The sequence below is a fragment of the Pseudomonas avellanae BPIC 631 genome, from assembly GCF_000444135.1.
In the GTDB taxonomy this organism is placed as follows: domain Bacteria; phylum Pseudomonadota; class Gammaproteobacteria; order Pseudomonadales; family Pseudomonadaceae; genus Aquipseudomonas; species Aquipseudomonas avellanae.
Genome location: NZ_ATDK01000327.1, coordinates 1 through 6,473, shown reverse-complemented (window position 1 = coordinate 6,473; position 6,473 = coordinate 1). Strand labels below are relative to the sequence as shown.

General features: G+C 59.0%; 7 protein-coding genes. All 7 read left to right on the top strand.

Going from position 1 to position 6,473, the window contains the following annotated elements; genetic code table 11:
• Positions 1 to 110: 110 nt before the first annotated feature.
• The 7 genes from DW49_RS0119845 (at position 111) to DW49_RS0119815 (ending at position 6,032) form a co-directional block, all read left to right on the top strand.
• The gene (locus tag DW49_RS0119845) at positions 111 to 377 is read left to right on the top strand and encodes a helix-turn-helix transcriptional regulator (RefSeq protein WP_024420646.1); all 267 of its coding nucleotides are present in this window, start codon (positions 111 to 113) and stop codon (positions 375 to 377) included.
• Positions 374 to 982: a hypothetical protein gene (locus DW49_RS0119840; RefSeq protein ID WP_005613747.1), complete on the top strand. Its 609-nt coding sequence runs from the start codon at positions 374 to 376 to the stop codon at positions 980 to 982. Before DW49_RS0119845 ends, DW49_RS0119840 begins: the two co-directional genes overlap by 4 nt.
• A 454-nt stretch (positions 983 to 1,436) precedes the next feature.
• Positions 1,437 to 1,598, top strand: coding sequence for a hypothetical protein (locus tag DW49_RS1000000133165; protein ID WP_169338188.1), 162 nt, complete (start codon positions 1,437 to 1,439; stop codon positions 1,596 to 1,598).
• The gene (locus tag DW49_RS0119830) at positions 1,595 to 1,876 is read left to right on the top strand and encodes a hypothetical protein (RefSeq protein ID WP_024420647.1); all 282 of its coding nucleotides are present in this window, start codon (positions 1,595 to 1,597) and stop codon (positions 1,874 to 1,876) included. Before DW49_RS1000000133165 ends, DW49_RS0119830 begins: the two co-directional genes overlap by 4 nt.
• A complete protein-coding gene (locus tag DW49_RS0119825) occupies positions 1,870 to 2,151 on the top strand; it encodes a DUF3077 domain-containing protein (protein WP_024421370.1) in 282 nt (93 codons plus the stop codon). Before DW49_RS0119830 ends, DW49_RS0119825 begins: the two co-directional genes overlap by 7 nt.
• Positions 2,148 to 5,048, top strand: coding sequence for a DUF927 domain-containing protein (locus tag DW49_RS0119820; protein ID WP_005613745.1), 2,901 nt, complete (start codon positions 2,148 to 2,150; stop codon positions 5,046 to 5,048). Before DW49_RS0119825 ends, DW49_RS0119820 begins: the two co-directional genes overlap by 4 nt.
• Positions 5,049 to 5,141: 93 nt before the next feature.
• On the top strand, positions 5,142 to 6,032 hold the full coding sequence (locus DW49_RS0119815) for a coiled-coil domain-containing protein (RefSeq protein ID WP_005613743.1): 891 nt from the start codon (positions 5,142 to 5,144) through the stop codon (positions 6,030 to 6,032).
• Positions 6,033 to 6,473: the final 441 nt, after the last annotated feature.

The following is a 6,473-nucleotide window of genomic DNA, read 5'->3' as shown; positions in this document are numbered from 1 at the left end:
AGAGAAACTATGAAAGCGTCATAGCAATGGCCTGCGCTTTTCTGTGGCTACCAATGTGAAACGGGAACAGACCCTAGTCTGTGCCTGTCTCTCACCATATAGGCACGGCTATGTCATTCCCTCTACAAGCAATTAACACCGCGCACCCAGCTCGTGATCCCGCCACCACGCTCATTCGCATCAGCGAAGTCATTGCGATAGTCGGCCTTGCTCGCCCAACGATTTACAAGCTGATGCAGCAACAAGACAGCGGCTTCCCGCTCCCCGTAAAACTGAGCAACAGTAACGCCCGAGGAGCGCCCGTCGCCTGGGTCTTAGGGGAAGTTCAGGCATGGACACGAGCACGCATCGCGGCTCGCGATCAGGTGGCCGCATGAACAACCGCATCTCAAAAGGCGACGGACCTTTCATCGACTCCTACAGCATCGGCTTCCAGCTCTACAGGCCGGACGAGCTCAACTGGAAAAGCCGCACCATTGCGGGCGTCAGCTGGAATGGCCTGGAGCAAGAAGCGATCTTTTTCAATGCAGATGGCTTAGCTCTTCCTCTCAGACCCAACCCTTGGAATGTGCCCGAGTGGATTCGCAAGCATGCGATCCGCCGCGAGTTCGCCAGCGTGCATGGAACTGGTCACTTCGCGATGAAGGAAGGACGTCGCAAAGCGTTGCGAACGGTCGGCCTCAATGACTGGGTGACTTACTGGCTGGTCGACCAGTCTGGCGGCTTCGCCAATGAGTCGAAGTTTTGGCAGGACTACGTGGCCACCGATCTCGCCACCGAACAGGCCAACAGCCAAAAGCTACACAGCGAACTGCGTCTGCAAGAAGACCAGGCGACTTACATCGAGCAGAGCATTGCGGAGCGCCGTGACCACCTGACGGTCATGCATCGCCGTCGATGTAACGAAGATCGAAAAATTCTCGCCTGGCTGAAAGGCGAAGTCCCCGCTCCACTGTTTGATACCGAAACGAAGGTGGCTTGAGCCCTCCCCGCGCCAATCTACTGGCCCTGATCTGGCACCAGAACGCCGTGCTATCACGCCACAGGTTCGGCGCACGCACAAACAAAAACGCCTCCGGGGGCAACCGGAGGCGTTGAGGTAAATCTACATGCACGCCAAATGTATTTCGCATCGAGCGCGAGCGCAAGTCGCTCAAACAGTTGCACATCCCAAAACCGGGCGTTATTCTCTGGCCGTCGCTGCGAACTCAGTGACCGGGCTTGGCGGCTCGAACAGTACAAGGCGCAACAGCGCCCCCATTACGATTGCAGGCGCTTTTTTTGTGCCCGCATTCTCGCGTTATGGCGGGTTGCGCAGGAGCACCCTCGGGTGCGCCGGTCTCCTTGTACGCCGGTCCGCCAATCCTGTGCAATCCGCCACCCTAATCTGCTTGGCGGCAGACCGTGGCGGTTCCTCAGTACAAGGAGCCTCACCTATGAGTAACGCCCTCAATCCGTTCAAAAATCGCGCCGCTGCCCATCGTGCAATGGCTCTCGCCGCTTTACACGCCAACTCCAGCCTCGCTACACGCCTTGCCCGCTACAACGCTCACATGACCAAAGCTCGCGCCCTCGAAAACGGAGGGGGTGCCCAATGAACAATGCCTTGAGTTTTTCCCTACCCGAAGACCTGCTCTGTGTTAATCCAACAGCCGATGCAGGTATTCCCATCGACGCCATCACCTGCGCCGTTGACCGGGCCAGCTCGGTGCTGTTGCTGCTTGAGGATCAGTTTGAAAATGACGGTCCCAGCCTTGCAAATCACATCATCGCCGCCGCCCTTTGGGACGTGCGCGGCACGCTTGGTTTGATACGGACTCTGGCGCTTCATGCGGACGATCTGGGCCGTAAGCCTGCGCAGGGAGGTGCATTGTGAGCGCTTTCCAAGGCAACACCGCAGGCCACACCAGCTTTGCCAGATGCAATTCACAGAATCAGGCACTGTTCAGCGTCAATGCGGGCATTTCGTGCGAAGAGGCACTAGAACATGCCTCCCTGCTAACAGACTGCATCAACAAACTCACGCTCCAAGCCGGGATGAACGACGATAGCAGCGCGGCATGGGCTGCCCATTACCTGGGCGATATGGTCAAGGCCATCATCGACGACGTGACCACCAGCCTGCAGTTTCCAACGGAGGATCGCCCATGAGCGCCTCCGGCTCGAAAACGCGCCCTTCGTTCGCACAAGTGAAATCTGCTGCGCTGCGCAACATCGACAAGGTCCTTGCACACTGGCTTCCGAACGGGAAGCGAGTAGACGGCGGTAAAGAGTACACCGCACCCAACCCCACCCGAACGGACAAGCGTGCGGGCTCTCTGAAGATCAGCATTAGCAAAGGCACCTGGTCTGACTTCGCGACCGGCGACAAGGGCGGCGATTTGATCGACCTGGTCCGCTACATCGACGGCGGCACCGACGTCGATGCCTGCAACAAACTGGCGGATCTGCTTGGCGTAACTGCTGATTCGCCGCCCGCCAAGTCCGTACCGGCCAAAAGCAAAGCGCTCGAGTGGATCGCCATTCAGCCGATCCCGGCCGAGGCGATGAACAAATGCCCGGTTAAACACAGGCAGCACGGCGCACCGTCCAAGGTCTGGATCTATCGCGACGACAAGGGCCAGCCGCTCATGGCGTTGTATCGGTTCGACCTGGCCCCTGATGAAGACGGTAAACCGAAGAAAGTCTTTGCGCCGCTGACCTGGTGCGAACGCAGCGACGGTGAAACGACCCAATGGCGCTGGCAAGGGTTGCCCGAGCCTCGACCGCTTTTGCGCCGGGATGAACTGGCACTGCGCGCCGATGCGCCGGTGGTCTTGTGCGAGGGCGAAAAGGCCGCAGATGCAGCGGCTGATTTGATGCCGAACTACGTGGCCACCTGCTGGCCGAACGGTTCCAACTCCTGGCACAAAGCAGACCTGACACCCCTCAAGGGTCGCAACGTGCTGTTGTGGCCAGACAACGACGACAGCGGCAAAACCTGCATGGAAGCCGTCGCCCACAAGCTGCGCGAGATCGGCGCAGGCTCGGTAAGGTTCATCGCGTTGGAAGTGTTCAAGCGCAAACCCACGATGAAAAACGAACGTGCCGCTTTCGCCAAAGGTGGACATTGGGATAACGGCGATGATGCCGCCGACGCTGCTGCCAAAGACTGGACAGCTGCCCATTTCGCCGAGCTGGAGCGCAGTGGCGAGCTGTTTAGCGTGGAGGAGAAAACACCAGCAGCCGAGGAGCCCGAACCCACTCCGAAGTCGAAGACAAAGCCAACGGCCAAGCGCCCGGCGAAACCGAAAAACGACCTGATGCCCGGTGGCTTTCGCCTGACTCCCGAAGGTGTGTTTTACGCAGGCGACGACGGCGAAGCGCGCCCGGTGTGTTCGCCTCTTGAAATCCTCGCCCGGACCCGAGACGACAAAGGCCACAACTGGGGCCTGCTCGTGGAGTTCGACGACCCCGATGGAGCCAAGAAACGCTGGAACATTCCGGCGCGCACCATGACCGGTGATTTCGGCAAGGACGTACTCGGCCCGTTGGTGGACATGGGACTGCGCTTGGCTGGCAGTCGATCAGGCCGCAATGCACGCAACGACCTGCAGAGTTACCTCGGCGGTTTCGACAGCGCGCAACGGGCTCGACTGGTCACTCGCCTGGGCTGGCACGACAGCGCCTTTCTCCTGCCGGAACAACAGGTCGGGCTACACAGCGAACATCTGCACTTCTATGAAGCCGGATCTCAGCTACCGCCGATCAGCGAAGCGGGCACGCTTGAGCAATGGCAAGAACAGATCGGCGCGTTGTGCGTGGGCAACCATCGTCTGGCGTTTGTGGTCGGCGTGGCCTTGGCTGGACCGCTGCTGCACATGCTGGGTCATGAGTCGGGCGGCTTTCATTTGTACGGTGACAGCTCGGGCGGCAAGACCACGCACCTGCAGGTCGCTGCATCGATCTACGGCGGACCTCGCCTGGTACGTTCGTGGCGCTCCACGGACAACGCACTCGAATCCATCGCCGCTGCGCACTCAGACGGGCTTCTGGTACTGGATGAGATCGGCATGTGCGATCCGCGCATCATCGGCGAGACGGTGTACATGCTCGGCAACGGCACCGGGAAGGCACGGGCTAATGATCGAGGCCAGGCCGGTCGGCAGGTGCAGGAGTGGCGTTTGCTGTTCCTCTCCACTGGCGAGAAGACGCTGGCCCAGCACATGGCCGAAGCGAACAAGGAGCTGAAAGCGGGCATGGAAGTACGCATGCTCGCCGTTCCAGCCGATGCCAGCAAAGGCTTGGGCATGTTCGACACCCTCAACGGTTTCGATGATGCAGCAGCGCTGTCCGACGCACTCAAAGCACGAGTCGCGAAATACTACGGCACACCGCTCACCGCCTTTCTCACAGCGCTGTGTGAGCCCGACAAACGCCATGCTTGGTCCGCCATTCTGCGCCGCACGCTGGAAGGCTTTATCGCCAAATCGTTACCCGCATCGGCCAGCGGACAAGCTCATCGTGCCGCCGCTCGCTTTGGCCTCGCCGCCGCAGCGGGTGAGCTGGCCACCGCGATGGGGATAACAGGCTGGCCCGATGGCACCGCCACCACCGCTGCTCGGGTGTGCCTCAACGCATGGATGAACGAGCGTGGCGGCGTCGGTAACTTCGAGGGTGACGCCATCGTGTCGCGACTGCGCCAAGTCATCGAGCGCTTCGGCGAGAGCCGATTTACCCGCTGGGAATCGGCAGCGGCAAAGATCGACGAACACGGCCCGCGCACCATCGACAGGCTGGGCTTTCGCAAGACGATGGAACACGGTCTGGGCGACTCCCTGCACACCACCAACACCTATTACGTGCTGCCCGAGTCATGGCGCTCGGAGATTTTCCGGGGCATGAACATCAATGCGGTGAACAAGGAGCTGCTGCAGCGTGGGGTCATTGAGCCGGGGAACGACGGCAAGGCATCGAGTCTGGTGCGCTTGCCCGGGCTGGGCACGCAACGCTGCTACATCGTGAAGACGATTCCGGGGTTGGCTGAAAGCGAGGCTCGGGCTGCCTGAGTGCATCCCTGCTGATCGAGGTAGCGCCGGCTGATTCCCGGCCTCGCCAGCCACACAACCAACTCCCAATCGAATTGAACAGAGACCAGACACATGAACGAGATCCAAGAGCTGAAAGACCGCCGCGAACAACTGCTGAAAGGGGCTGATCAGTTGCACACCCAGCTGCTGCCTTTTGAAGCCGCGCTGGAAAGTGAGCAGTCCATTGAGCCTGCCCAAGAGCGCGAATTGCGCGACAAGTACAACGAGCTGAAAAGGCGTTTCGATGCACGCAAACACGACGCTGACCTGTTGGATCGGAAGATCAATCGCCGCGAAACCCTCGCCAATTGCGATTCCCTGATGGCGGGTTACATCGAGGCCATGAACACCTGGAAAGCCGATGAGCAGGAGCTGAATGAAAAACGTCAGAGCCTCAGCACCCGTCTTGAACAGATCAAACAACAGGCCGTAGAGGACATGGCCAAAGCCCGGCAGGCCGAAACGAACGCCGCGACTGCGTATGCACAGGCCGTCGCATGGGGCGACACCGAAGGCGAAAAGACCGCCAACGCCGATGCGCAAAAAGCCGCAAAAAACCTGGCAACCGCTGCCGAACATGATCGTCGACAAGGCCTGATCATATCCGCGCTGGAGCAGGAGCTGCTCACCGTAGATCGGTACATCACCGAAGCACAGGAAAAGCATAAGGGCATAGAACGCGACGCCCTGTGGCTTTCTCAAACAGTGCTGGAAGAGAAATGGAACGAGGCCGCTAAGGCACTCTTCGATGTGGGCGGAAGGCTCTGGGCGAATTACAACCTGCTCGGCCTTGATCAAGTGAGCCTGTTGAAACTGGCGGTTCCGCAGGAAGGCGAAACCGTCGGGAACTGGACGTGGCATGAATTATCCGACCGAGCGCGCAACTACGGCGCGCAGGATCTGCTTCAGCTCGACGACACCCCAGCACGTCAACAGGTTGAACAGACGAGCCACCTGGCCTAACGACAGAGTAATGACAATGACCAAGCGACCTCAGAATGCCGCGAGTTGGTCTGACACGATCAAAGCCCGGAAAGCTCATCTGGAGACACTGTTGAAAACCATCAATGCGGCAGACGGCATCGAAGGTTGGCTAAAGAAATAAAGCCGCCTCACCTGAAAAAGGGCCCAGCAGGGCCCTTTTTGCTGCGGGCCTAAAGCCCACCAACTCACCAGACAGCTCCAAGTCAGAGTTACAAACGACCTGCACAGGCGTGAATTTTTATAGCAAACTGGAAGGCCGCTTTCGGTCAAGAGCGGACCACCAGAAGTGCCTACGAAACTCTGGGCAATTCCCATCGCTAGTGTACTGTTTGCGAAATAATTTACCCGTGTCCTGCAACCTAAGTTATTGATAAAATTTGAATTTTACGTTAGTTAGTAGCTGGTTTTTTCGAAAACAGT